Here is a 26,299-nt window from a genome sequence, read left to right as displayed (position 1 = left end):
CACTCCTAGTAAATTGTTAAGATTATTATACTTTATAAACTCCCAATTCTCTGTGTCCATTATTTAGACTAACATCACTAAGGGCTGTCCCAAAAGGGGCCTTTTAACCAAAAGTGAATAAAAAGTGAAAGGCAGAAACGTTGATTTAACAACGTTTCTGCCTTTTCAACTTCATGTGATTTTACTCCAAAAGGGACTTATAGTTGTAGTTGGGGAGGGTGGTATCAAACGTTTAATAATTACTTCTTTTTATTTTGCAATCTTTTTTTCTGTTATATACAGATATTCCTAATATTTACTTAACTATAACACTAAAGCATCCTACGATATCTATCCTAACAGGGGAATATTAACGTTTTATTGGTAATATTTATAGAAATTAAATAAATAAATTTTTATAAGTACATATTTTGTCCTTTTTAGTTGTTATAATTTGTATAATATGGTTGTTAAGTTAAAGTAAAAATATAGAAGTTTTCAAACCATAGTAAAATAGTTATAGATTATTATTGTTGAGAGGTGTTAGAGATGCACGAAGAAGAAAGAAAATTAGTTGAGTATATTAAGAAAAATGTACCTCAAATTAATAGTATGGGGAAGGTATATTTTAGAGATATTATCCCAGAAAAAATTAAAGTTGCTTTAACTTCTATCTCCCCAGACGTTTTTGAAAATATGATTAGTGTATATGTTGACCCTACAGTTTTTGGTAAAGGGGATGACGGATTTATAGTTACTACTTCTAGTTTATATTATAAAGAGTTTGGAGCAAACCCAATCCATATTCCTTTTGAAAAATTGAGCGAATTGAATTAACAAATGAAAATAAAAAGTTGACAGTTACTTGTTTAGGTAAGACTGTTAATGTGTCGAGTACAACATTTAAACTTCCTGAAACGAGAGTTTTTTTAAATGAAATGAAAAGTAGACATGAGAAATTAAAGGAATTATCTGTTAAATGTACAACAGATAGAATTTTAGCTTTAGAAGAAATGGATGTAAAAGTTGAAATTAATTATTTGAAAACGTTAGTTGCTTATGAAAAAAAGTAAAGGAGAATCTTTTATCTGCACCTTTGGCAGAAATTTTAGGGTTAATGACACAATTGAATTTTAAGCAAGAAATGAGACAAAGATTAAAAGGTTTATTGTATCTGATAATGCAGATTTTGAAGAAGCAATACGGATGACAGTTATGACAGCTCCTTACGGTAATATTGATAATGTTAAACATTCATTGTTAAAAGATATTATTAGATTAACCCGTTCTCGAGATAAATCAAAGGCGAGTAATAATGAAAATTTAATTTACGCAGGTGGTCTATTAAATTTATCCTGGGAATTTAAAAGAAAAGATTGATTTTATTGAATCCGTAATTATTAATGATGAAAAATTGATTGATGGACAGATTTCAGAAAAAGAATTTGAAAAAAATATAAAAAATTTTACTGCAAGTAGAATTAAATAAGAACCATATTGTAGACGAGTAGAAGATGTCTGAATTTATAGATATCTTTTTTCTTATCCCGCTCTATGAGTACTTAGTATATATCTATAAAATATTTTTTTTATTGCAAAACAAGACTTTTTAAGAACATATGTAATATAAAATCTTGAATCATTATATACTTAGTATATAATAATATAAAAGATATTAGGGGGATATGATAAAGTGATTCAGGTTGAAAATCTTAAAAAGGAATTTTTACAAGGACATGAGAGAATTAAAGTCTTAAAAAATGTTAGTTTACAAATTCAAAAAGGTGAGTTTGTAGCTATTATGGGTCCAAGTGGCTCTGGAAAAAGTACTTTACTTCAATTATTAGGAGGTCTTGATATACCTACAGAAGGGGACATCATAATTAATCAACAATATTTAAATAGGATGACAGAAAAGAAAAGGACAATATTTCGCAGACAGAATATTGGATTTGTTTTCCAAAATTATCAATTACTTAGTAATCTAAATGTGGAAGAAAATATAGCTTTCCCACTTCATGCAGATGGAACTTTAACAAAAGATAAAAAGCAAGCAGTTTTACAATTACTTAATTCCGTCGGTTTAAAGGGGCTTGGGCAGAAGAAGGTTAATTTGCTTAGTGGTGGGCAACAGCAACGTGTAGCTATAGCTAGAGCACTAGTTAGCAACCCCGCCGTATTATTGGCAGATGAGCCAACAGGTAATTTAGATAGAAATACAGCCGAGGACATTCTTGGGTTAATGACTAGATTTAATCGAGATTACAATCAAACAATAATCATGGTTACACATGATATTTTCGCAGCTGGATTTGCAGATCGAATTATTCTTTTTAAAGATGGAATTGTCGATCAGGTGATTTCTAGAAAGGATGAAGATTATGCTAAATATGTGGCGAATTTCATGGCGTAATATAATAGAAAGCAAAAAAAGATTTTTCTTTTCATTACTTGGGATCATTATTGGCATTTCCTTTATAACTTCCATGTTAATTGCTGATAAAACAACAAATGATGTTTTTAATTATTATGAACAAATGTATGTAGCAAATGCTGATTATTGGTTTTTAAGTGATGAACATACCTTTTCAGAAGAGGCTGTTTCCTCTCATTTAGACAATCCAATCATTACTGACTCGTTGCTTGCACTTGATAAACATGTATTCTTTGATCTTGATGAAAAATCGGAAAATCAACGTTCTGTACGAATTACGGGTGTGAATGATCAGAATAGTTCTTTACTAAAACTACCAGTTATAAAAGGAGAGTTAGATAATGAAGGGTTAATTATAACCGAGCCTGTTGCAAATTTATTAAATAAAAGTGTTGGAGATACTATTCGATTTAGCAATTTAGGAGAGGCAAAGATTTCGGCAATAGTCGGGTATACACAGTTGCTTGCGAGTCCTAGTGATTGGGAAAGTGCTGAATCAACTAGTTTTAGAATTATGGCTCCCCTTGATTTGTTAAGAGAATGGACAGGTATGGATAATGAGCTTTCATATGTACGATTTCAAACAAATGAAGATGGTGAAAAACTTTTTCAAGATTTACAGAATGAATTTACTAATTCAAATATATATATCCAACCAGTTGTCGCAGATGATCTACAAAGTAACGATATTGGGGGTCTCTACACATTTTTTTACTTAATTGCTGTTTTATCTATGCTTATTAGTGGATTCATTGTCTTTAATATGATTTATACAAGTGTTATGGAAAGAAAAAAGGAATTTGCAATAATGAAAAGTTTTGGTTATTTGCAAAGCTCTATATCTAAACTTGTATTCATTGAAGTAATCATTTTATCATTAATTGGTACGGCTATTGGGGTTCCAATTGGGATTTGGCTTGGCGATATGTTTATGCAAACTTTGCTTAGTGTATTTGAATTTGATACGGTGTACACTTTGAATTGGAAAATGCCTACAATAACAGCCATTGTAATAGGAATTGTATTTCCTATTATCTTCTCCTTATTTCCTATTTACAATGCTGGGAAAACTTCGGTGCTCTTGACATTAAAAGAGGCGACTCAAACAGTATCGTCAAAAAGACAATATCTATTTAGAGGTATTGTAGGAGTTGGCTTCCTTTCCTTTATATTTATTGATCATTTTATTTCCTATTTAGCTATTTTAGCAAGTATTATTTTGCTGTTTCCATTCTTGTTAATAGGAATAAGTAAGATCTTTAAACCAATTTTCAAAATGTTTTTTGGCTATTCAGGAATTTTAGCTACGCATAGCCTTACACAGCAATTAAATAGAAATGCGAATACTTCTGCTCTACTTGCCATTGGAATAGCGGTCATCTTATTGTTAAGCTCTGTTATAGAAACTGCTCCTGAAGGGTATGAACGTGATATTAGAAATACATTTGGGGGTGATCTAAGGGTCACATCGGAAGCTCCTTGGTCTAGTGAAGATATAGAAACTCTATTTTCTTATGATTCTGTAGCAAATGTTACTCCACTAACAGAAGCTACACCTATTACATGGGAAACAATGAATGATGAGAGTAGACAATTTTCTATTTTTGCCGTAAGTAAAAAGGGACCTATATTATTTGAAGATATTGAAAAAGAATCGTTATATGAGGAACTACAAAAGAAACCATCTATCCTGCTCGGTAAGCGAGCTTTTGATGAATGGGGTGGTAAAGTAGGGGAATACATTCACATAAATACACCTTCTGGTAATCAAAAATTGGAAGTCATTGATGTTGTAGATACTTCACATTATTCAGGATATGTTGGTTTTATGGATGAAGATCATTTAAATAATGAATTTGGTTGGGCTAATAGTTTTGATATGCTACTAGCATTAAATGATAAATATAGAGGAGAGGAATTACAAGATCAGTTATGGACAGATTTCAATGAACACCTTTCAAAAGTTAAAACTATTGAAGATGAAATTAAATCAACTACTTCTGCGTTATCTGGTATGAACGAAATAATATTAATTATGCTATTCCTAATTATTGGCTTAGCTAGTATTGGCACAGCTAATACTCTTTTAATGAATACATTTGAACGAACATCTGAGATTGGAACAATGCGAGCACTTGGATTTACTAGACAACAAGTAAGAAAGATGGTAGTTGGTGAGGGGTTACTCATAGGTTTAGTAGGAGTCATCGGGGGTGCAATATTAGGTGTGATTTTACTTTACGTTACTAGTCAATCCACGCTTTTAGGAGATTTCGTACCTTTCCATATACCTCTTGCTAATATTGGAGTAGCATTGATTGCTGGTCTATTATTAAGTTTTCTTGCCTCTTGGATATCTAGTATGACTGCTAGTAAAATAAATATTTTATCTTCAATTAAAGAAGGTTGATCAATTATGTCAGTAAAGTATGGACTATTAACATTGTTATACCAACAGAATAATCATGGATACGAATTAAAAGTAGAATTGGAGTCTCTTCTAAGTATCAAAGGAAAAATTAATCCTGGTCAAATTTATACTACTCTTGACCGTCTCATTCGTGATCAACTCGTGTCATCTGCAGAGATAGATGACCAAGAAAGAAAGCTATATAAGCTAGAAAAGTCAGGAGAAAATGAATTAAAAAAATGGTTATTAGAACCTGTACCTTATCATTCTACTAAGGACGACTTTCATTTTAAATGGAGCTGCGCTCGAAAAATCCATTTTGAGCAAGAAAAAATGATGCTAGAACAACAAAAAGCAATGATAATGAAAGATGTTTTAGAATTGACTAAATTAAAAACGGAATTTCTTATTCAGAATGAAGAACATAAATATTTATTAATCAATGGCACACTTTTACATTTAGAGGCAGATTTAAACTGGATAAGTCAGATTGAAAATAGAATTCGTTCATAAATCTATATAAAGGTTTCCTTTTCATATTGCTGTATTTATCTTATACTGTTTTTTTCTCAACAAAGGAGGTGTTTGATTGGGAGTTATTCTTGAATATAGTTGGGAATTGTTTATACTTATTGAGTTATTATCTATAGGGGTACTACTCCTATTTGGTATATTTCGTTATTTCTTTAATAAACCTACACTTAGCATTATGTTCATTTTTCTATTTTTATTTATGTTAATACTTGAAGGGTTACTCGGATTGTATGTGTATCAGCAAACAGGAGAGATTTCAACATTTCAAATTGTTATTACTATATTTATTATTTATGCATTTACATTTGGTATATTTGATTTTATAAAGCTAGATCGTTGGATGCGTAGAAAAATTGGGACTTTTCGTGGTGTTGAATTATTATCTGATAAAGACTATAAAATTATTAAAAGAAATAATAACCCTAAATATATTGCAAAGAAATATCGTAAGTCATCTTATATACATTTGGTTATTTTTGTTACAGTGCAAGCGTTTTTTTGGATTATGGGAACGGAAAACCTTACAGAGATAAAAATGTATTTAACTGATTTGTCATGGATAGAAAAAGGGATAGCAAAAGAATCACCCTATGCTAATGAGATTACTTTTGGAATTGGAGCAATTTGGAGCATTGTTTTTATCATTGATTTTATCTACTCATGGTCTTATACATTGTTTCCTAAAAAATAAAAACTTTTAGGAAAGTAAACCATTTGGCTTTAAGTTGCGATAGCTATAATCATTTCAATTATGTATTTCATACAACAAAAATACTACCAGATAGCAATAAAAAAAACGTTATCTGGTAGTAGTATTTTTCATGTACTAAATTTATATCCCATTTCTCAGACGACGGTTTAAATAGCCGTCGTTTCTCTTTTATAAAGAAATTTATGGATAAGATATTAAGCTCGACTTTTTTGGGAAGTAGTACAAGTAAAGTATCGTTTTGTATTGTAGAATAGAGGGGAGCACAGTATTTGGTATATTATGTACATTTAAAAACGCTAAATTGTATTCAATATGAAAATAATTAAATGTATGGTGATTTGAATGAAGAACAGAATCTCCAAACCTATTATCAACACGGTCTTTTTGTTTCTTTTTCTTGTTGCTTTATGGTTCTTAGGTAATGTTAGCCAACTATTATCTAATAAAGAAAATACCGAAAGTGAAATTGGTTATATAGTAATGCATGAAGGAATAGTCTATTTTATTCAAGGAAAGGATGTTCAACAATCAGATATAGAGAGTTTCTCTAGCGAAAATCCCATGTACTCAAATAAATTTGAATCAGTTTCAATTTTAATTAATGAATCAAAACTTTCTATGAGAGGAATTAAAAGTGGAGATGAAGTGAGGATTTGGTATTCTGAAATTTTGGAGTCAAATCCAGCAAAAATCAAAGTTATTCGTATAGAAAAACTATGACCAAAAGGCTATGGTTCCTAAATATGACTTAATTACCGTTTATAAGGTTCTTCACCAAAACTCGTGGTTGATTTTCTATTAATTCAATAATTTTACACTTTACTATAGAAGAAAAGCGAAAACTTTACGTATCGTAATTGTTGCCTAGACTAACTACGAGAGGAGTTTTCGCTTTGTACTCCAAGTTTTTCAAAATACTATTACCGTTAATGAGTTGTTTTATAAATAAAGTAGATGTATTTTTCGCAAAATATAATATTAGTATTATTTATAACCAAACATCAATATTGACACAATGTCAGGGGATATATTTCTTAAACCTGATTATTCTATATTACATCTAGTAGCTTTTATTTATCAAAGGAATGAATTTTGTTTCGACTGAACAACTGCATACCCTAATATGTAAGCGTCATATCCGTAATAAAAGCTGGTTTTTTATACTCATATACTTTTGTTATTTCTTTATTATCCAAGTCATACTTATAGATACACTGTATTTTCGAAGTTATACCGTCAACGGTAACTTCTTCTGCTTTTTTAGGGATACCTGAAAAATAAATAAATTGCTCATTTTTTGATAATACCGCTAGCCTTCTTTGACCAATCTCTGATAATAGGGGATTCTTACTTTTTTTAATCATTTGATCTGTTAATAGAGTAGTTAATGTTTTGTCTGTTAGAGATAACTGATAAATGCCGCTTCCTTCGTCTTCATTTATATTTTCCCCTCCAAGAATAACAGAATTTCCATTAGCTCCATATGCCATCGAATCAATATTGACTGCTTTTATACTCGTTACCAAATTCATGTCAGCGCCATCTAAATTCATTTCATATATTGAGTAGACAATTTGCCCTAAAGGTACACCCGCATCATTTGCAGCCTTTCTTCTTGCTGTATTCTCTTCCTCAGAGACAAATGCACCGATAATTTTGTCTTTAGAAGTATCATACATTTCTACAGCACGGTCAGGCTGTTTTGTATCAAATACAATTGAATTCTTCTTTTTCACATCTATTTTCGCAATCTTGGAAACAGGGTATGCTGGCCCTATTATTTCACTGTAGATGGTTTTGCCTTTCTCATCACCAAATCTAGGAATAAGTTGTCCTAAAGTATCATTTGTAACTTGAGAAGTTTTTTTATCATTTCTGTCTAATAAATATATCTCCCAAGGTCCATCACCTTTTGCACTTGTATAGGCAAGATATTGTTTATTGCCTGAAAGTGATGCATGTAACCAAACCTCTTCATTATTAACTAATTCGTTTTCTACATGTTTTTCAGCATTTATCTCCACTACACTACCTTTGCCTTCGTTATCAAATACAGAAACAATGAGTTCTTCATTATCATCAACATGTGGTTCATCGACAGGTGGACTGGTGTCTTCTTTATTTTGACATCCAAACAAAACTAATAGTAACGATAAAATAACAGTAACACCCATCGTTTTCTTGCATTTACAAACAAATTCATACATTATGCATTTCATCCTTTGCGAAGTTTTTTTAGAAAATTGTATTATAAAATATCAACTTTCCCGCACAAAAATATACCGAAAATTTCCTGTATAGGATTTTAATCTATACATCTCAAACACTAACTCACACTATTATTTTAAGCGCTTAGGAAGAAAAATCAATATTCCAGGAAATTTAATACCATTTTTATAAATTTTGTATGCTCCAATCTAGCATTATTTCGGAAGGGGCTATTTTTCTTGCAACCATGCTATTTAATTTGAACATGGCAAACAAGGAGTATAAAATCTTGCAGCGTAGAGAGTTTGTCAGTAAAGTTAATAAAAAGTGGTTTATTATGAGGATGGCTATCAATGAAGAGCAGATTTATAAGCTATGATTTCATCCCGGCAGTTTAACAAATAGAAAAGAGGTTAAATCATGATACAACTCCATATAGAGAGCAAGAAAAAGCCGAAAATCTATCGAAAGCTTTTGTTACCGGAGGAAAGTAGATTTGATTTATTAGATGAGCTTTTATTGCTAAGCTTTGATTTGGATGATGCGGAATATGTTAATTTTGAAATAGTTAAAAAAGATGGACAGGTATCTGCGAATAAAGAAAAAATATTATTTTTACCTGATAATGACACGGATTTAGATTCAGAGGAGGAGCTGGTTATTAAATGGTTCCGAAAGTCTGGTGACGAAGCGATTGGACAGGTTATTGATACTAATGAATTATTTATTATTCGGTTAGATAATTATGTGCAATTACCAATGGATTCAGAAAAGGCCATTTGTATTGCTGGAGCAGGTGATATTCATACGGGGAAATTAAACAAGATTAATATCGAGGAAATCAATGAACGGATAGCGGCTAGGGAATTGGAAAGAATTATAGATTTTCTAGAAAGTCAGGAACCTGATTACCTTACTCTTTTGGAGCTTGCGAATGATCTAAAAAAATTAAAGCCGTGGGAATACTTAGAGAGCAATGAGATTATTGTTATTGATTTTGGGGATATGAATGACAAGGTACTTGTTTCTGTTATGGGAGCTGCTGGTGGAGAGTTTGGATTAATGGTATTTGATCTTGAGCATGGCTATGATAGCTTAGCGAAAATTCTTTTTGAGAAAAATTTATTGAGTGATTTTTCCTATAGTTTAAATGCATTAACTGTTAATTTTGTTGATAGAGATGAGTTAGAACCAGCAGATTATCAGCTTATTAAAGATTGTGGGCTGACATATAGAGGGAAGAAGAATTGGATTCAATTCCGTAGCTATCTAGAGGGAACACACCCTGAAAGACCAAATTATATAGAAGTAGAGCTTTTAATTGATGTTATCAAAACGATGATTAATATAACAGAAATTCGGAAGGATGGCTGGCAATATCCACAGGTAGGCGCACATGAATATCCAGCATTTAAAGTAAAAACGGATGGCGAGTTACAAGAAATTTATCTGTTGAAACTTCAGGTCTCAAAGCCAACATTCGAGTGCTATGAGGAAATTACAATGTTTGAAAAAGCGCAATATAAGAAAAAGCCTAAAAGTGCATTACAATTAGAATATGATTTATTTTACTTGCCCTTTGGTGTAGAAATGGAACAAACCAATCGCTATGTTTATCCGATTGTTGGCATACTCGTTGAACGAGGAAGCAATTTGGTGATTGGACATGAGGTAGTCTCTATGCCGAAAACGCCCCCAATGGCACAAAGCTTTTTCTGGGCATTTTTACAAGGTTTAGAGGTAAGACCAAGTAAAATATTTGTCTCTAAAGAAGTAAGACCGATGCTTCAACCGCTTGCAAAAATTCTAGGTGTGGAACTTGTAGAAAGTGAGCTTCCTGGTATTCGAGAAGTAAGGGAATTTATGGAAAATATGCCGATGGATCTTTTTTAGGAATAGTAAATAACCTACACCACACATTTCTGACTTTGGCAAAGTGAAATGTGTGGTTTTAGAATAGTCGTTTATGAGGAAAAATACATTAAACTAATAGATAAGATTCTTTTTGTAAAAATGGTTATACTTGTAGCATTACTATTACGTTATCTATCCCGTATAAACACCTTCACAAGTATCTGGAGCTGGCTCATAGAAACAATGGTTCTTAAATTGCCCAGTAAACGGTTGACCGTACCATGTTGGGGGACATGGGGCATATGGATTGAAGTACCAAAGTGCATATTTGGCTGGATGTTGTCTCCAATAATCCAAAGTCTGTTTTGCTAATCTTTTTTCAGAAGATCGCGCTCTTTGGTAAAATAAATTCCCTTTTTGAACAGCTTCAAAAGAAAAATTTCCTCCCTGTACCTGATAAATAACATCTTCAATTGTTCTTAAATCTTTAAAGTCTAAACAATTTGATACAAGACGATTCACAATGACATTGCCAACATATAGCATTCCTTGGTTTCCTTCACCTACCGCTTCAGCTCTCATCATTCTTGCCACTAAGGAAACGTCATTATCAATGTATTTTACTCTTGGCATTTTTTCACCTCCAAGATATAGTATGAAAAAAACCCTACATTCTTGCCATTTGAAATAAATTCAAAACACGCCATCTTTGCTGCAAGCACAACAGCAAGTTGGCGTGTTTGTTTTAGATTAAAAATTCTTTTTGAAGTAGGGTGTCTTTTTCAGCACGATACATACAGGAATCGCGATTATTAAGCCGACAAAGTTTTGAATGACATCTCCAGGAATGGATGCTAACGGTGCGATCCAGCTATTAAACATTATTGCTTGCCCGACATAATAAATGGCAATCATCACAGGCATGGATATGACTGCTCCTAAAATGTTTAGGCCAATATTGTCGCCGCTATATCCTTGAGACCAAGCAATTTTACCAACGATAAAGCCCTGTAATGCGCGCGAAATAATAGTAGTTGGTGCCCAAATTAACCAGCCACCTACAATATCGAATAAGCCCATTCCAATTGCTCCAGCAAGTGCCCCTTTTTTAGAACCGAATAAAATCGCTGAGATGAAAAGCATAGATGTCCCTAAATGAATAAGCCCACCTTGGCCAAATGGTAGCTTAAGATTGATAAACATTGTGGCAACGAAAACAAGTGCAGCTAAAATGGCTGTAATCACTAAATCAAAAGTTTTCGTGCGTGATTTTGTATAGGATTGCCTTTGTATATTTTGCATCTGTATCTTCCTCACTATGATGAATATTTTGATGATTTTTACTTTAGCAAAGGTCTGACTGTTGTAAAAGTGCCAATTTTATAAAAAAGGTAGGGGTCAGATTGCGGTTATTTTCGCTTCTTTCTAATTGTGATACGATGGGGAGAGTATAAGCAGGATTAGTTAGGTGGAATGTATGATGAAAAAAGTTGCTGTAATTCAGGATATGTCATCCTTTGGAAAGTGCTCAATAACGGCTGCGATCCCTGTGCTATCTGTGATGGGTGTTCAGGCAGTTCCTTTGCCGACTGCGATTTTAACAGCACAAACAGGGTACTCGAGCTTTTATTGTGAGGATTTAACGTCAAAGATGGACTACTTTGTGGATGAGTGGAGTAAGCTTGGAGCAACCTTTGATGGTATTCACACAGGCTTTGTTACAGGTAAGGAGCAAATTGATAATATTTTTCGTTTTTTAAGTGTGTTTCACTCAAATGAAACGAAACTTCTTGTTGACCCGGTGATGGGAGATCATGGCGAGGTCTATAAAATGTTCACTGGCGAGTTGCTTGATCGTATGAAAGAGTTAGTAAAGTGTGCTGATATTATTACGCCAAATGTTACAGAATGCTGTTTGCTTACTGGTTTGGCGTATGAGAAGCTTCAGAGTTATGCCAATGATTTAGCATATTTTCAGGCACTGGAGCAGGCTGGTCATCAGCTTCAGCAGGTGACTGGGGCGAACGTTATTATTACCGGCTTAAATCCACCAGCAGCGGATAAAGGACAGCGTTATGTGGGGAATATGTATGTTGATGCAGAGTGTTCTTTTCATAGTATCCGTGATTATAATGGTGAGAGTTATTCCGGCACAGGTGATTTGTTTGCATCTGTTATTATGGGTGGCATGATGCGAGGACAAGATTTAGTGGAGTCAATGAAGCTTGCAGAGACGTTTTTAGCTGCTGCGATTGAAGCAACATCTAAGGAGCAGGTTCCGCCCGAGGCAGGCGTGCATTTTGAAAGGTTTTTAAGAATGCTGCTTTAGAGATTTTACTTAGAGATGACCTAAAAAATTGCCTTTGCATTAATTTTTTAGGTCAACTTCGAAACATGAAGTATTAGCTCCTATCAATCTTTCTATAATCTCAAAATGATGCCTTTCATGTATAGCAAGCAATTGAATAGCTTGAATAAGGTTTGGATAATGAGCAATAGGATCAGGAAAAATGATATGTCCTGCGATATCCTCCTCAATACCTTCCACCAGTCTTTTCATAGCCATAGTGTCGTTTACGAGGAATTGCTCAATATCTTTGCTGTTTAAGGAAAATTGAATTTTCTGAGCTGGCACTAATATTCTTGGAGCCTTCATTCCTTTTCCTTTTTTGTGTTTATATTCTTCGTAAATATCATGTATTTCAGTGGCAAAAGGCTTATTTCTTCGCACTTTTGCGTAGGGGATGAGGAGTAGGGAACATTTAGTCACTGTTTTAAGCATTCTAAGAATTAAATAAAGGTGATAGAAGTGTTCACCAATAGACCATTTTCCCTCCTCGCTGCGATACCATAACTCTTTCTGTGAGAGTGCATGAATCGAGGGCATATAGTGAGCTCTTTGCTCTTGTAAGGTGTGAAAATGCTTCATCATACTATTAGATTTCAATGTAAGCTCTCCTTTTTTGCTGATATTCCCATTTTAGGGAAATGAGTAGTGGATGTACATATAAAATAAATTTTTTGGAGGAAAAAGCATGGATATTAGAATATTAAGTGCAGCAGAGGCTGAAATGTATCGGGATATAAGATTAGAAGGGCTACAAATTAATCCAGAGGCATTTGGTTCTAGCTTTGAGGAGGAAAATGATTTTACCCTTGAGCAATTTGAAAAGAGGTTAGAATCACAGGGTTCTTACACGTTTGGAACATTCTATAACGAAGAATTAGTGGGTGTTGCAACGCTAGTACAAGAAAGTAAGCAGAAGTTAAGACATAAGGCAAGTATCTTTGCTGTTTACGTGTCTCCAAAAATGCGCGGGCATGGTATTGGTAGATATTTAATGGACGAAATCATCAAGAAAGCAAAGGAATTAGAGGGGATTGAGCAGCTTAATTTAACGGTTGTGTCTACAAATATGTCAGCAAAAAAATTGTATGCTTCTTTGGGATTTGAGGTTTTTGGAACAGAGAGAAGAGCACTAAAAGTAAGACAGCAATATGTTGATGAGGATTATATGGTTTTATTTTTATAATAAGCTAACTCCAAATTCCACTGAATTTGGAGTTTTGTAGGTTATAAGGGGTCTCGAGTGCTATGTGCCTTATTTTTCAGCAGCTTAAAGCTTACCAGTATATTAATGATAGACAATGGGAAGGCTAGCCAAAATCCTACATTACCTAAGCGTTCCATTTGAAGAGGTGATTGGTTGTAAAGATAATAGGTTGTGATACCTAAAAGAAGTAAGACTGTCAGCACAAAATTAGTCGATGCAAGTTTATTATTGCTGATAATAATCCCTCCGATCAGTAATTCTTAGTGTTGGTTTATACTATGCGAATAACCAGAATCTGTTATAGAAATTTTGGGGAGGCTTATTTCTCGGTACCCTGAAGGTTTCCTATAGTGATGGGAGCGGATCAAAAAATTTCCTAGCTGATCAGTATGGGTAAAAGCTGATCAATTCAATGGGTGGCTGAGCGGTTTTGAGTGGGAGCCGATCAATTTAATGTGTAGCCCGAGCGGTTTTGAGTGGAAGCTGATCAATAAAATGTGTAGCCCGAGCGGTTTGAGGAGGAAGCCGATCAATATAGTGTGTAGCCCGAGCGATGTGTGGAGGAAGCCGATCAATATAGTGTGTAGCCCGAGCGATGTGTGGGGGTAGCCGATCAATATAGTGAGTGACCCGAGCAGTTTGAGGAGGAAGCTGATCAATATAAGGGTTAAGCCGAGCAGTTTCGAGTGGAAGCCGATCAATTTAAGGGGTAAGCCGAGCGGTTTGGGGAGGAAGCCGATCAATATAGTGTGTAACCCGAGCAGTTTGAGGAGGAAGCCGATCAATTTAAGGGGTAAGCCGCGCAGTTTCGAGTGGAAGCCGATCAATAAAATGTGCAGTCCGAGCGATTTTGTGGTGGAAGCCGCTCAATTAATGAGTTGACCTAAGCAGTTTTTATGTAAGGTGATCAAATAGGAGCCAATCATTTTATTTGCTGGCTCAAATCATTTTTAAATAGAAGTCATAGTGAGCAACTCTATCCAATAAAAAACGATGCACAGCTTTAATAGCTATGTGCATCGTTTTTATAATTAGCCTTTTAAGAAATCAAGTTTTGCAAAACTTGGATTTGGATATTTATAGAAGCCTTCGCCTGTTGCGCGGCCGAGTTTGCCTTTGTCGATATACTCTGTTTTTAACAGATTAGCGAGTTTTTTCATGTTTTCATCGCCTGACGCAGCTGCTTTTGCTTCTACAATGTTATAGGCTGTGTTAATGCCGACAATATCTAGGATGGCAAATGGGCCGAGTGGAGCACCTGTACCAATCATCCACGTTTTATCGATTGTTTCTGGGTCTGCTACCTCTTTGACTAATAGCGATTCAGCTGCATCTAAAAATGGTACGAGTAATGAATTTAAAATATAGCCTGGCTGCTCTTTATATAATGGTAGTGGCACCATGCCGATTGCACGAGCAAATGCTACGACTTCATCGAATACCTTCATATCTGTGCCTGGGTGTTTCATAATTTCAGCAGTGTTGTTTTTCCAAATTGTGTTTGCGAAATGAAGTGCTAAAAACTTTTCTGGGCGGCCAGTTGCTTCAGCAAATTGGCTTGGCAATAATGTAGAAGAGTTTGTAGCGAAAATAGTTTTCGCAGGTGCTACTTTACCAAGATTAGTGTAAAAATCAGTTTTAATTTTGACCACTTCAGGGATTGCTTCGATGATAAGATCAGCATCTGCTACCGCTTCCGCAAGATTGCTTTTAAATGTTAGGCGAGCATATGCCGCATCTACTTCTTCCTGTGAGGCTCCTAAATCTTGCTGATAAAATGGTTTTAATTTTGTGATCCGATCCTGCGCATTTTTCAAAGCTTCATCATTAATATCGTAAACCGTTACATTAAAGCCTTTAAAAGCTGTTTGATAGGCAATCTGACTACCTAATACTCCGCTACCTGCAACTGTAATGTTTTGATAATTCATCATGAATTCCTCCTCTGATATTATTACATTAATATAATAGTGTGGATATGTACTGCCTCTCTTGTTACAACTCCATACTACTTCTTCCGATATAAAAAAATCAAATGAAAGACTCAGTTATTATAATGATATAAAGAATTTGCCTTTTAACTTGAAAATCTCTTTTTCAAGTATGTATTTTAAACATAAAAAAATGTCACAAAAAAAGTGACATTTTATGGGCTTTCAATGGCTGCTAGTGCTTTATCCATTTGGCGTTCATTATATTTAATTGTATTGCTATTGCTTGATTCGATTCCTCTCAAAACATTATTAGAATTTTGATAAAATCCATAGACAAAATCATTAATAGGTGTTTCTTCATCCCCATAGTATCTATTAATAACATATGCCTTAAAAATATTGCTTAATAAATAGGTTTCATCTTTTATATCCGCTAAATATTTTTTGTTTTTATACTCACCTATAATGTAATTCTCAAATTCTTTAATTTCAGCCTTTGTCGAAGGATATTTTTTAGCATAAGCTACAATAGTATCGAATTTTTCAGTAGGTGTATTGTTAAGACCAGCAATCTCTTTCACTTTATCTTGCCAAGTTACATCGTCTGACGTTTCAATCTTCGCCACAGGCTTTTCTTCTTGCTTCTCTTTTTTAGGAGTTTCAGCATTATTAAGTCCAAGTTCCCCTACTGCAATGAAACACAAAATAAAAATGACAATTGAGATGCCAGTAAATTTCAACATTTTTATAGCTTTGATTTTATCCAACTTTATGAAATTAAAAATGGCAAGAAGCAAAAAGATCGCAGCTATGAAACCACTTAGTAGAAATATCCCTACTAATATATTAATCAAGTATTTAACCCCTTTCTTTTGTGTAAATAAACTTAATTTTCTATTTATCCAATATTTTAATGTAATGAATGAAAGAGAACTACATTTTTATCTAAATTTATTTCCAACAACCTGTGAGTTACACTTGGTTCTATTTTTAATATTTTATACTTAAACAACTAGAGTGTAACTTTAAAACTGACAGCTTTTCCGATAATTTTAGCAGGATTATTTTCGTCCACAATATAAGGTTCATGTTTTGGATTATCTGGCATAAGTAAAATGGTTTCACCCTGTTTTTTAACACGTTTTAGTGTTGCTTCAGTATCTCCATTTACAAGTACAGCTGCTATTTCACCATATTCGACTTCACTTTGTTCCCTTATCAAAACTTTAGAGCCATTTGGAATAGTCGGCTCCATTGAGTCCCCTTTAGCAACTAAAGCGAAAATATTCCCAGTTGGTAATAACTCGGAAAATTCATACATATAGCCTTCTACATTTTGTTGAGCTAGAATTGGCTCTCCACAAGCAATTGTACCTAGGATAGGAATTTTTACGAAATTTGGCTGTACCTCTATTAAATTAGTAGGTTGCTCTTCCGTTAAATCGGAGCGTCTAATATTGAAGTAGTTCGCCATTAATTGAATTTTATCCGGTCTGGGGTAAGTGCCAGCTTTCATCCAGTTAGAAACAGTTGTTTCAGGAATATTTAAATCTCTTGCCATGTCTGTTTGATTCAAGCCTCTTTTATCTAATTGAAGTTTTAGGTTTTTTGAGAAAACAATCTTTAGTTTATCTGAGTTTTCCATTTATTCATGCACCTCCTTTTAATAATAATACTTATAAAAAGTAGTTGTGTAAACTATAAAATCCCTTTTAAAAGTATTTTATCTTGACTATACCGTTTAAAGGTATTATAGTGTAATTAATTGAATATTATATTTAAAGAAAATCTTTAAAAATAAGGGAGGTTATTTTAACAAAATAAAAACATACATAAAATAAGGTATAATATTAAATGAAAATACCGTTTAAAGGTATTTGTTGCGGATGTAAATGAATTACTTTCACAAATTTCTAATAGTGCTAAACAAGAATGATTTTCTATTTGGGGTAAACATTCATCTTTAAAGCAATTTTAATCATTTAAAATACATAATATTTTTTATAGTAGGAAATTGATTCAGAAAAGGTATAACAAAAAATAAAAATAAAAGTGGGTGCTATGCATGTACGATTGGTTACGAGATTATCAGCAAATTCAAGAGGAAATAGCATATTTAGAATATAATCTTGAGAGATCACAGAAAGAATTAAAAAGATGGGTGAATGGTGATTTAGTTGGGGTAAGACTTACGGCTGATTCTGATGGTGCAAAACTTGAGGAACGTATTGAACGGATTGATCGGGAGTTGCAAGTTAAGCTCTTGGAACAAAAAAATTTTTTAGAGCTAATTAATAGATTTAGTGGGTTAAATCATAAAATATTAAAATTGAAATATGTAGATGGAATGACATTAGAAGAAATAGCTGAAATTTTAAACTACAGTGCAAGCTATATTTATAAAAAACATGCGGAGATTGCTAAAATGATAAAGTTTGCTCATGAAATAAAACTTACACATTGTTAATAAAATTGCAGAGGCAAGATTCCTGAAATAGGACAGAGGTTCAAACGAAATTTAAGAAAATGTTTATAACTTGTGGTTGGCACATAAATTAATTAGCAAGCTTCACTCCAGAAAAGCGTTAGAAATCAATTTTAAAACATTGATTTCTAGCGCTTTTAAGGTTTAGACCAGATTTTGTCCCAGCTTCTTCTATTGGAATTAATGTAGATGTTTTAAATAGATCTTTCTTTTTATTGACACTCAGTAGTATGAATAGAAAGGGTTGGAAATCCGTTATATGATGGTAGTGTAAAAGTTTGAACAATACGTATTTAACTAATAAAATAGCTTTCCTTCCACTGACACTTAGTAGTATGAATAGAAACTCTTGAGATTCCATTATATGATGGTAGTGTAAAGATTTGTTGCTGATTAATTATTATATTAAAGTAAGCTTGGAACCACTCAAATTCGAGTGGTCTTTTTATAGCTCAAAACTTTTGAAGGGAAGTGTGTAGATGGAGCCAATATATGCAAAGTGCAATAAATCCTGTGGTCATAAATTCTATATACAACATTTTAAAAAAGACAGACTAGACCATACAATTGAAAAAACCTATTTTTCTTGTCCAAAATGTGGTCGAGAGTATATATGTTTTTATACTGATGAAAGTACACGTAAACTTTATGCAGAATTAAGAGAATTACATCGGGAAATGAAGTGGATTGATAGAAATGGGTTAGAGAGGCTGAAGAAGAAGGAATCAACTTTGAAACAAATGATTTCAAACAGTACGGCTGGTGTTAGAAAAATGATCGAAGGCTAGATGATAAGCACCTTGAAAGGAGGTGAAACAATTGAATAAGCGAGAAAAAATAGAAACGTCTACTGATTTCTCATCAGCAGACGTTTTTTGTTTTTTTAAAATCACTCACTGTCAGCAAACACTATTGGAATTATTACTTTATTTTAGAAGTGCAATATTTCAAATGCTGAAGGGAGACATTTTCTGAATTTAATATGCTTGTTCGATACTTTATCTCATACACGAAGATAGGAGAAAAATATGATAGATCTAATGAATCATATACCTACTATTTTAGAGCCATTAGGTCTGCCCGTTATTTTTAATGGATTTCCTACAGGTTCACCAAAACCAAACCAGTTCATCACTTTTTTAGAAATAAGTGCGAAGCCAGTTTTTGAAGCTGGCGGTATTGAAGTTGAAACAGAGCGGCTTATACAAATGAATGTATGGTCCAATTCGAATTTTCATCAGATTGTAGAAAGCATTAAACAATTGATGGGAAATGCAGGCTTTGAACGTACTCTAGAATATGATGAACCTTATACAACTAGCGAAACTTACTATAACAGGGTATTACAATTCGCTTTCTTTGATGAAAAATAATAAACAATTAGGAGGTCATGTAAATGACAACAGTAAATGAAAAACCACAAAAAATTAGCTTAAAACGTATTCACTATGCACTAATGACAAATGAGCAGACAGAGACATGGGGTGAAGTGAAAACTTTAACGATGCCTATTTCCTTGACACTTACACCAAACTTTTCAGAAGCACATTTAGATGCAGGTGATCGAGTAGTAGATCAGGAAGCGCAGTTGGATTCAATTACTATTGCAGGAGAAACAGCTGATTTACCAACTGATGTGCTAGTAGATTGGTATGGACATAAAAAATCTGCAGAGGGTGGTATTATTACAAATGCAAATGATACACCTAACTCGATTGCAATTGGCTTTGAATCAGGATCTAAGCTGGTTTGGCTATTAAAAGCAAAATTAAAACCAGGTGAAGAAACAAATACAACTCGTAAAAAAGGTGAAACAAGTTACAAAGTATATCCATTTGGTGGTGAGGCATTACCATTGATTGATGGTGTTATTAAACATACAGTAGATACACAAGATGTAGGGGTAACAGTAACAGCAGAAACATTCTTTAAATCTGTTGCAAAACCAAATGAAACAGTAGAAACACCATAATTAGAGAGAAGCCCTTTAAAGGGTTTCTTCTTTTTTTGTTGCAGGTAATCAACATTGAGGGTTGAGCAAATAAAATTTGGAAAATGGTTTAGAAAAAGGCTACTAGAAAAGGATGGATGAGCTATGCAAATAACATTAAAGATAGACGGACAAGAGAAAATATTTTCAAATGATTTTGTAAAAGCGCGGGTTTTCCGTAATGCTTTAAAAATGAACGAAAAAATGCGTAAAGAAGGCAATGAAATTTCAGTTGAAACATTTGATGAAATGATTTCCTTTGTTGTTCACGTATTTGATAATCAATTCACAATTGATGATGTATGGGATGGCCTAGAAGCTGGAAAATTGCAGGAAGAAATTATGCGCGTGTTCAATAATGTGCTGAATATTGGTGGGCTTGAAACTAAACCTGTCCAGAATAATGATGAGGGAAAGTTAGTGGTATAACGCCTTACCAACAAATTAAAGCATTTTATCGAGAATTAATAAAAGAGGGTTACAAATTACATGAAGTTGACGAAATGGATATTCATTTTTGGTTTGAACTTACAGGTGATTTCGATGAAATATATGAGGTTACAGCCGATGAAATTTCATGGTTGTGATAGACAAAGGCGGTGATAGGGAATGACGGAAATTGGTCCAGTTGAGCTAAGACTAAATACTTCTAATTTTGATGGATCCATTGAACAATCTATACGACATTTGACTGCAATGGGTGCAGAATTACAGGCTATACAAGCACTTGGCAATGAATATGAAAATTCCATAGAGGGCTTATCACAAAAGCATGATGTACTTACAAGATCAGTTGAGGCGTCAAGATTTAAATTGGGTGAGCAACGTAAAAAATATGATGAATTGCTTGCCTCCGGAACAGCAAATACAGAAGCTCTTGAACAACAAGCAATTGCAGTTAATGAAGCTGTTGCTGAATATAATCGTTTAAGCACACAATTGACGGACGTTGATAATCAATTAGGTACACAAACATCAAAATGGAACAAATTTCAAGAGTTTGGTGGAAAAGTGAAATCTGTTGGAGAAAGCATATCCACAGTTACAGCTCCTATAAAAGATTTTGGTGCTTATGCCCTAAATGCAGCAATCGATTTTGAAAGTGCTTTTACTGGGGTTCGTCAAACAGTAAATACTAGTGAGGAAAATTTTAAAAAGCTTGAAGATGGTATAAGAGGTATGGCTAAAGAACTTCCAGTTAGTGCTACAGAAATTGCGGGAGTTGTTGAATCAGCTAGCCAATTAGGAATTGCTGAAGAACATCTTTTATCTTTTTCCCGTACAGTAATCGATATGGGAAACTCTACAAGTATGACTCGAGAGCAGGCAGCAAAGGAATTTGCTGATTTTGCAAACATTGTAGGTATGGGACAAGGTGATTTTGATCGACTAGGCTCTTCAATTACTGAGCTTAGTAGCACTATGGGAATTGCAGCCTCTGACATCATGTCAATGGGAAAGGGATTTGCGGAGCAAGCTTCAAAAATTGGTTTAACAGAAGCGCAAATTATGGGGTTAGCTGCTACAATGTCCAGTCTAGGTATTGATGCTGAAACTGGAGGAGCAGCAATGTCTTCGGTTTTCCAAAAAATTCAGAAAGCAGTGGGTGATGGTGGAGAAAGTTTATCTGGATTTGCGAAGGCTGCTAACATGTCTAGTGCAGATTTTAAAAAAGCCTTTGAAACAGATGCAGCCTCTGCATTAGATGCATTAGTGAAGGGATTAGCTGAAACATCAGAGGGAGGTGCTAATCTAAAAAGCGTGCTTGCAGATTTAGGTGTAAGTGGAAACGAAACGGATGTACTTTTGAGCATGGCGGGTGCCTCTGATTTACTTACATCAGCTGTTAATTCATCTTCAGCTGCTTGGAAGGAGAACACAGCTTTATCAGATAAAGCAGCTGAGCGTTATCAAACTACAGAATCTCAAATAGGAATTATGAAAAACCAGCTATTAGATATTGGGATAAGTATAGGAAAAATTTTAATACCAATTGTTAAAAGTTTTTTAGAAAAACTTCAGCCATGGATTGAAAAGTTCTCTAATCTTAGCGAAGGTACAAAAAAATTCATTGTTATTATTGGAGGGATTATAACTGTAATTGGCCCAATTCTCCTGGCGTTTGGAACATTAATCTCAACAGTTAGTACAATCGTTGGGATATTTAGTAGCTTGGGGTCTATTTTTGCAGTATTATCTGGACCAATTGGATGGATAGTAGTTGGTATTACAGGACTAATAGGTGCTGGGATAGCATTATATAAAAATTGGGATGTAGTAAGTGCAAAAGCAGTTGAAATTTGGGAAGGTATAGCAAACTTTTTCTCAGAGTTATGGACAAATATCACAGAAGTAGCTTCAACTGTATGGAAAGGGTTTAGTCAGTTTCTCTCCGAATTATGGACGTCAACCAAAGACGGGGCCATAGAAATATGGGAAGGGATGGTTAACTTCTTCTCTGAATTATGGACAAGCATTACAGAAGCGGCTTCAATAGCATGGGAAGAGTTTAGTCAACTACTTTCCGAATTATGGACGTCAACCAAAGACGGGGCCATAGAAATATGGGAAGGAATGGTTAACTTCTTCTCTGAATTATGGACAAGCATTACAGAAGCGGCTTCAATAGCATGGGAAGAGTTTAGCCAACTACTTTCCGAATTATGGACGTCAACCAAAGACGGTGCCATAGAAATATGGGAAGGGATGGTTAACTTCTTCTCTGAATTATGGATAAGCATTACAGAAACGGCTTCAATAGCATGGGAAGAGTTTAGCCAACTACTTTCCGAATTATGGACGTCAACTATAGACGGGGCTCTAGAGATATGGACTGGTTTTATAGGAATCCTATCAGATATTTGGACATCAATAGTTGACCTTGCTACTACTATATGGGATGTCATTTCTACTACAATTATAGATATTGTTTCAACTATTATTGATCAAGTAGTGAATGTATTTAACACTATGAGTGAGTTCATTACAGAAATATTTGAAGGAATAAGCAACTATTTCTCTGCTGCTTGGGAATTTATAAAAGGAATTTTTACAGGCGCTTTAGATGCTATTTATAGTGAGGTAGAGATTAGATGGAATAATTTAAAAGAAGCTACTGAAAGTGTATTTAATGCAATAAAGTTATTTTTGAGTGATGTTTGGATAAATTTGAAAAACGCGATTATAGGAGTAGTAGTAAATATTCTTGAATCAGTTGTTTCGGGATGGACAAAGTTTAGTCAGACGACAACAAATACTTTTAATACAATAAAAAACTATTTGATTAATGTATGGGAATCTATTAAAGCAACAGTGGTAAATACAGCAATACAGCTTGTTTCAAACACTATTCAAAAATTTCTTGACTTTAAAATAGCCATAGAAACAAAGATGGGCGAGGTTAAAAAAAGTATTTCTGATATTTGGGATAAAATACTTGGCATTTTCAGTGCCCTTGATTTGCGCAAAATTGGTAAAGATATTATACAAGGTTTAATTAATGGTATTGGTGATATGAAGGATTTTGTATGGAAAAAGGCAAAGTCTATAGCCACATCAATAGGTGATGCGATAAAGGGTGCATTGAAAATCAATTCTCCTTCACGTGTTATGATTGCAATCGGCAAAGGTGTTGGCGAAGGGTTAGCAATTGGGATTGAACAAGGTACTGAGGGAGTAAACAGAGCTGCTGAGAAATTGGCAGAGGCTTCAATTCCGAATTTCACACAACATTTATCTATTTCTAAAGAGGAAATTGAAAAAGTCCAACAAATCATAAGCGATGTAATAAAAGCCAATTCAGTTGAAGTTGAAGCATTACAGAAACTGGCTGAGGATAAAAGTATTGAAATTTCGCAACAGGCCGCAGAAAAAATTACTACAATCAAAAACAATGCAGCAAAAAAACAGGTAGCACTTACAGCAGATCAAATAGCTCAAATCAAAAAAATTGAAGAGCAGGCATTGAAGGATAAAGAAACGGTTACAAAGCAATACGCTGAAAAGATAGAAAAAATTGAATCTAATTCTGCAAATGTAAAATTCAATGCCTTAAAAGAATATGTCGAAGCCCAAAAATCAGCTGGAGAAATGACAGTTAAACAAGAAGCAGAATTTTGGCGATACAGTGCTTCATTATTTAAAGATGGTACAAAAGAAAAGACAAACGCACTAAAAGAGTTTAAAAAAGCCTACTCTGAAATGGCGAAAGATCAATTCGAGAAAGAAAAAGAATATATTGAGAAACGTAAAAAATACAATTCGATATCTCTTGCTGAAGAATTGAAAATTTATGAGGGGTATTTATCTCAATATGAAGCAGGAACAGATGAACGTATTTATTATGAAGACAAATTTTATAATACGAAAAAAGAAATAAGCGAAAAAATTAAAACCATCAATAATGATTATTTAAAGCAGACGCAGGATGTTAACAAGAAATTATTGGATGAAGAGCAAAAGCATAATGATGCTTATAAGAATGCTTTAGAAAGCCGAATAAAAAGCATCAAAGGTTACTTCGGATTATTTGATGAAGTAAAAATTGCTGATCCTGTAGACTCTTCTAAATTGACGCAGGATTTAAGTGAGCAGGTGAATAGCTTATCCCAATGGAGAATTGAGTTATCAAAACTAGAATATCGCAGATTATCTAGTGATATTATAGATGAACTTGAAGCAATGGGCCCAAGTGCCCTTGCACAGCTAGAAGCTTTAAATCGAATGACTGATGCGGAACTGATGCAATATCAAGAGTTATATGAGAAAAAGCTATTAATTGCACGTGAAGCGGCAATAAAGGAGCTAGAACCATTACAACAAGAAACAAAGGCTAAAATCGAGGACCTACGACAAACAGCAAATTCAGAATTGGCAACATTAAATAGTGAATGGCAAGCAAAAATAAAAGAGGTCGTTCTTGGAACAGAGGAAACTTTAGGATCAATGAATGAAATTGGGAAGAATGCTATTCAAGGTTTAATCGATGGTATGACAGGAATGCAATCAACTTTACAACAATCTGTAAATAATATTATCAAAGGTGTTTCACAGACCCTAGAAAAAGTACTTAATTTCAATCCCGCATCTCCAATAGTTCAGGCTGCTGGTGGAAGTTTTGCTAGTGGATTTGATTCAATTATGAAAAGGGCTACAAATATTAGTAAACTATTGGAAAATAGCAATTTGCATGAACCCTCTTCATTATCGCCAAAACAAAAACTCAAAAATAACACTGCTTCTCAAAATTCATCGCCTTCTACCATTATTCTACAATCTGTATTAGATGGCCAAATTATTGGTGAATCGGTAGTAGATGTCGTAAGTGGTAGACAATATAATAATGCAAGCATCCATGCATTAACAAGGGGGTTAAGTGGTATATGAAAATGATTTTAAAGAATGGTCGCGAATTATTGATAAGTGACTACAGTTTAAAATTATTAAAATATTACATCCCTTCTGTTTCAATAGAGCACCAATCGACTGAGGTTGATGGCAGAGATGGCCCAATTTTTACAAGCACACGTTTTAGTGGAAGAACAATTACTGCGAAATTTATGTATAAAGCATTTGATTACCATGATTATAAATTGTTTATTGCAGATATCAATATGCTGTTTTCTCGCAAGGAATATTTTTATATTATTTTCGCTACAGAACCAGGAAAGAGATGGAAGGTCAGATTAGCAAATAGCTACCAACCAAATGAGCTACTTCGGAAAGTAGGGGAGCTAGAAATACAATTTATTTGTGAAAATATATATGCAGAATCTGTTCCAACGACTTTAGATTTAAAGGAATGGGATATTGATAGGTGGGCGTGGGGGATGGGTCTTGATTGGGATGAGGATTTAGCTTACTCATTTAACAGTAATCTTTTCACGATTAAAAATTATGGCAATGTTGCTGTGGATCCACGCAGAAATGACTTAGAAATAACCCTAAAAGGAGTTTTTAATAATAGTGTAACTATTACAAATCACACGACAGGAGAAGTGTATCAATTAAATGATTCTTTATCATCCTCTGATGAATTAAAAATTAGTGGTATTCAATCTTTTAAAAATGGTATTTCTGTTTTTAAAAATACAAATAAAAAACTCCTGTCACTCGCGGTTGGTGTTAATAATTTTTCAGTTTCAGGCGGTACTGTTCACAGTATCGTTTTTAATTTTAGATTTTTATATATGTAAATAAGGATGGT

At 33.8% G+C, this 26,299-nt stretch carries 25 protein-coding genes; 18 read left to right on the top strand and 7 right to left on the bottom strand.

Annotated elements, in window-relative coordinates; translation table 11 throughout:
* The first annotated feature begins 528 nt into the window (after positions 1-528).
* The 8 genes from AC2CGN_RS17440 (at position 529) to AC2CGN_RS17405 (ending at position 6,789) form a co-directional block, all read left to right on the top strand.
* The gene (locus AC2CGN_RS17440; protein ID WP_484515207.1) at positions 529-816 is read left to right on the top strand and encodes a hypothetical protein; all 288 of its coding nucleotides are present in this window, start codon (positions 529-531) and stop codon (positions 814-816) included.
* Between the two features lie 101 nt (positions 817-917).
* Complete coding sequence (locus tag AC2CGN_RS17435; protein ID WP_484515205.1) at positions 918-1,052, top strand: hypothetical protein; 135 nt, start codon at positions 918-920, stop codon at positions 1,050-1,052.
* Between the two features lie 133 nt (positions 1,053-1,185).
* Positions 1,186-1,359, top strand: a complete 174-nt coding sequence (locus tag AC2CGN_RS17430) for a hypothetical protein (RefSeq protein ID WP_484515203.1) — start codon at positions 1,186-1,188, stop codon at positions 1,357-1,359.
* A 313-nt stretch (positions 1,360-1,672) separates the two neighbouring features.
* Positions 1,673-2,392 (top strand): ABC transporter ATP-binding protein, encoded by a 720-nt coding sequence (locus tag AC2CGN_RS17425; RefSeq protein WP_484515201.1) that lies wholly within the window; start codon positions 1,673-1,675, stop codon positions 2,390-2,392.
* Positions 2,361-4,823, top strand: a complete 2,463-nt coding sequence (locus tag AC2CGN_RS17420) for an ABC transporter permease (protein ID WP_484515199.1) — start codon at positions 2,361-2,363, stop codon at positions 4,821-4,823. Before AC2CGN_RS17425 ends, AC2CGN_RS17420 begins: the two co-directional genes overlap by 32 nt.
* A gap of 6 nt (positions 4,824-4,829) precedes the next feature.
* Positions 4,830-5,336, top strand: coding sequence for a PadR family transcriptional regulator (locus tag AC2CGN_RS17415; RefSeq protein WP_484515197.1), 507 nt, complete (start codon positions 4,830-4,832; stop codon positions 5,334-5,336).
* A 76-nt stretch (positions 5,337-5,412) separates the two neighbouring features.
* Complete coding sequence (locus AC2CGN_RS17410; RefSeq protein WP_484515195.1) at positions 5,413-6,048, top strand: hypothetical protein; 636 nt, start codon at positions 5,413-5,415, stop codon at positions 6,046-6,048.
* 363 nt (positions 6,049-6,411) lie between these two features.
* A complete protein-coding gene (locus AC2CGN_RS17405) occupies positions 6,412-6,789 on the top strand; it encodes a DUF3221 domain-containing protein (protein ID WP_484515193.1) in 378 nt (125 codons plus the stop codon).
* 398 nt (positions 6,790-7,187) lie between these two features.
* On the opposite strand, the gene AC2CGN_RS17400 is transcribed toward AC2CGN_RS17405, so the two are convergent.
* Positions 7,188-8,276 carry a TolB-like translocation protein gene (locus AC2CGN_RS17400; RefSeq protein ID WP_484515191.1) on the bottom strand — a complete coding sequence of 363 codons (1,089 nt, stop codon included), beginning with the start codon at positions 8,274-8,276 and terminating at the stop codon, positions 7,188-7,190.
* A 421-nt stretch (positions 8,277-8,697) separates the two neighbouring features.
* Here AC2CGN_RS17400 and AC2CGN_RS17395 point away from each other — a divergent pair, with 421 nt between their 5' ends.
* A complete protein-coding gene (locus AC2CGN_RS17395) occupies positions 8,698-10,170 on the top strand; it encodes a DUF7309 domain-containing protein (protein WP_484515189.1) in 1,473 nt (490 codons plus the stop codon).
* Positions 10,171-10,323: 153 nt separating this feature from the next.
* Here AC2CGN_RS17395 and AC2CGN_RS17390 read toward each other — a convergent pair whose 3' ends face one another.
* The gene (locus tag AC2CGN_RS17390) at positions 10,324-10,764 is read right to left on the bottom strand and encodes a cell wall hydrolase (RefSeq protein WP_054770595.1); all 441 of its coding nucleotides are present in this window, start codon (positions 10,762-10,764) and stop codon (positions 10,324-10,326) included.
* A 117-nt stretch (positions 10,765-10,881) separates the two neighbouring features.
* The gene (locus AC2CGN_RS17385) at positions 10,882-11,433 is read right to left on the bottom strand and encodes an ECF transporter S component (protein ID WP_484515186.1); all 552 of its coding nucleotides are present in this window, start codon (positions 11,431-11,433) and stop codon (positions 10,882-10,884) included.
* 178 nt (positions 11,434-11,611) lie between these two features.
* On the opposite strand from AC2CGN_RS17385, the gene AC2CGN_RS17380 reads away from it, so the two are divergent.
* On the top strand, positions 11,612-12,460 hold the full coding sequence (locus tag AC2CGN_RS17380) for a pyridoxamine kinase (RefSeq protein WP_484515184.1): 849 nt from the start codon (positions 11,612-11,614) through the stop codon (positions 12,458-12,460).
* Positions 12,461-12,499: 39 nt separating this feature from the next.
* Here AC2CGN_RS17380 and AC2CGN_RS17375 read toward each other — a convergent pair whose 3' ends face one another.
* The gene (locus tag AC2CGN_RS17375; protein WP_484515182.1) at positions 12,500-13,078 is read right to left on the bottom strand and encodes a DinB family protein; all 579 of its coding nucleotides are present in this window, start codon (positions 13,076-13,078) and stop codon (positions 12,500-12,502) included.
* Positions 13,079-13,166: 88 nt separating this feature from the next.
* Between AC2CGN_RS17375 and AC2CGN_RS17370 the strand changes: the two genes are divergently transcribed.
* On the top strand, positions 13,167-13,664 hold the full coding sequence (locus AC2CGN_RS17370) for a GNAT family N-acetyltransferase (protein ID WP_484515180.1): 498 nt from the start codon (positions 13,167-13,169) through the stop codon (positions 13,662-13,664).
* A 1,052-nt stretch (positions 13,665-14,716) separates the two neighbouring features.
* On the opposite strand, the gene AC2CGN_RS17365 is transcribed toward AC2CGN_RS17370, so the two are convergent.
* The 3 genes from AC2CGN_RS17365 to AC2CGN_RS17355 form a co-directional block, all read right to left on the bottom strand.
* A complete protein-coding gene (locus AC2CGN_RS17365; RefSeq protein WP_484515179.1) occupies positions 14,717-15,616 on the bottom strand; it encodes a 3-hydroxyacyl-CoA dehydrogenase in 900 nt (299 codons plus the stop codon).
* Positions 15,617-15,831: 215 nt separating this feature from the next.
* A complete protein-coding gene (locus AC2CGN_RS17360) occupies positions 15,832-16,473 on the bottom strand; it encodes a hypothetical protein (RefSeq protein ID WP_484515177.1) in 642 nt (213 codons plus the stop codon).
* A gap of 158 nt (positions 16,474-16,631) precedes the next feature.
* Positions 16,632-17,264: a LexA family protein gene (locus tag AC2CGN_RS17355; RefSeq protein WP_484515175.1), complete on the bottom strand. Its 633-nt coding sequence runs from the start codon at positions 17,262-17,264 to the stop codon at positions 16,632-16,634.
* Between the two features lie 420 nt (positions 17,265-17,684).
* Here AC2CGN_RS17355 and AC2CGN_RS17350 point away from each other — a divergent pair, with 420 nt between their 5' ends.
* From AC2CGN_RS17350 to AC2CGN_RS17320, 7 genes are all read left to right on the top strand, one after another.
* Positions 17,685-18,086 (top strand): ECF-type sigma factor, encoded by a 402-nt coding sequence (locus AC2CGN_RS17350; protein ID WP_484515173.1) that lies wholly within the window; start codon positions 17,685-17,687, stop codon positions 18,084-18,086.
* Positions 18,087-18,583: 497 nt separating this feature from the next.
* Positions 18,584-18,892: a hypothetical protein gene (locus AC2CGN_RS17345; protein ID WP_484515171.1), complete on the top strand. Its 309-nt coding sequence runs from the start codon at positions 18,584-18,586 to the stop codon at positions 18,890-18,892.
* A 240-nt stretch (positions 18,893-19,132) separates the two neighbouring features.
* A complete protein-coding gene (locus AC2CGN_RS17340) occupies positions 19,133-19,477 on the top strand; it encodes a hypothetical protein (RefSeq protein WP_484515169.1) in 345 nt (114 codons plus the stop codon).
* A gap of 23 nt (positions 19,478-19,500) precedes the next feature.
* Positions 19,501-20,076, top strand: a complete 576-nt coding sequence (locus AC2CGN_RS17335; RefSeq protein WP_484515167.1) for a major tail protein — start codon at positions 19,501-19,503, stop codon at positions 20,074-20,076.
* Positions 20,077-20,199: 123 nt separating this feature from the next.
* A complete protein-coding gene (gene gpG, locus AC2CGN_RS17330) occupies positions 20,200-20,523 on the top strand; it encodes a phage tail assembly chaperone G (RefSeq protein ID WP_283869415.1) in 324 nt (107 codons plus the stop codon).
* Between the two features lie 180 nt (positions 20,524-20,703).
* Complete coding sequence (locus AC2CGN_RS17325) at positions 20,704-25,479, top strand: phage tail tape measure protein (protein WP_484515165.1); 4,776 nt, start codon at positions 20,704-20,706, stop codon at positions 25,477-25,479.
* Positions 25,476-26,288, top strand: a complete 813-nt coding sequence (locus AC2CGN_RS17320; RefSeq protein ID WP_484515163.1) for a distal tail protein Dit — start codon at positions 25,476-25,478, stop codon at positions 26,286-26,288. Before AC2CGN_RS17325 ends, AC2CGN_RS17320 begins: the two co-directional genes overlap by 4 nt.
* Positions 26,289-26,299 lie beyond the last annotated feature (11 nt).

This window comes from Lysinibacillus sp. DFXJR4, from assembly GCF_057196045.1.
This window is presented reverse-complemented; position numbering and strand designations above follow the sequence as displayed.